The organism is Mesorhizobium sp. M5C.F.Ca.IN.020.32.2.1 (genome assembly GCF_004023105.1).
Lineage (GTDB): Bacteria > Pseudomonadota > Alphaproteobacteria > Rhizobiales > Rhizobiaceae > Mesorhizobium > Mesorhizobium wenxiniae.
Window position 1 is genome coordinate 1 of sequence record NZ_RZSX01001515.1, and the last position, 697, is coordinate 697.

1 pseudogene is annotated in these 697 nt (G+C 60.4%); it reads left to right on the forward strand.

The window, feature by feature from the left end:
* A pseudogene (locus EOA86_RS37165) lies at nucleotides 1-591 on the forward strand (peptide ABC transporter substrate-binding protein); the annotation flags it as partial.
* Nucleotides 592-697 lie beyond the last annotated feature (106 nt).

Here is a 697-nt window from a genome sequence, read left to right on the forward strand (position 1 = left end):
CTGCTGGACGAAGCCGGATGGCGCGACACCGATAGCGACGGCGTCCGCGACAGGGACGGCGTCCCGCTGGCGCTGGTGTTTCAGACCAGCATCAACCCGGTGCGGGAGGCGACCCAGGACTTCATAAAGGCGGACTTCGGCTCGATCGGAGTCCGGGTGGAAAACAAGCTGATCGATTCCAGCATCTTCCTGGGGTCGTCGCCAGACAATACGAACACCAGACGGCACTTCTATGCGGACCTCGAGGAGTTCGCTTACGGCAACAAGGGCCCCGATCCCGGCAGCTACATGATCGGCTGGACCTGCGCAGAAGCAGCACAGAAGAAAAACAATTGGTCGGGAACGAATTGGGCCCGCTATTGCAATCCCGAGTATGATGCGCTGTTCCAAGCGTCGGCGACTGAAGTCGATCCGGAGAAACGGAGCGCGCTGTTCATGGCGATGAACGATCTCCTGATCGCCGATGCCGCGGTCATTCCGCTCCTCGAATGGGCTTATACTTCGGGCCTACGCAATGACATAGCCGGCTACGATCCTACCCCTTGGGACGCTGAAACCTGGGACATAGCGAAGTGGCATCGCAAGAAGTGATCGGAGGCGGCCGGGACGCAGAAGGCATCCGAGCGGACGGGAAGTCGGGGCAAATTTGGCAGTTGTACACCGCTCCCTTGGGGAAACTGACCGCTTGGGTCGCGGC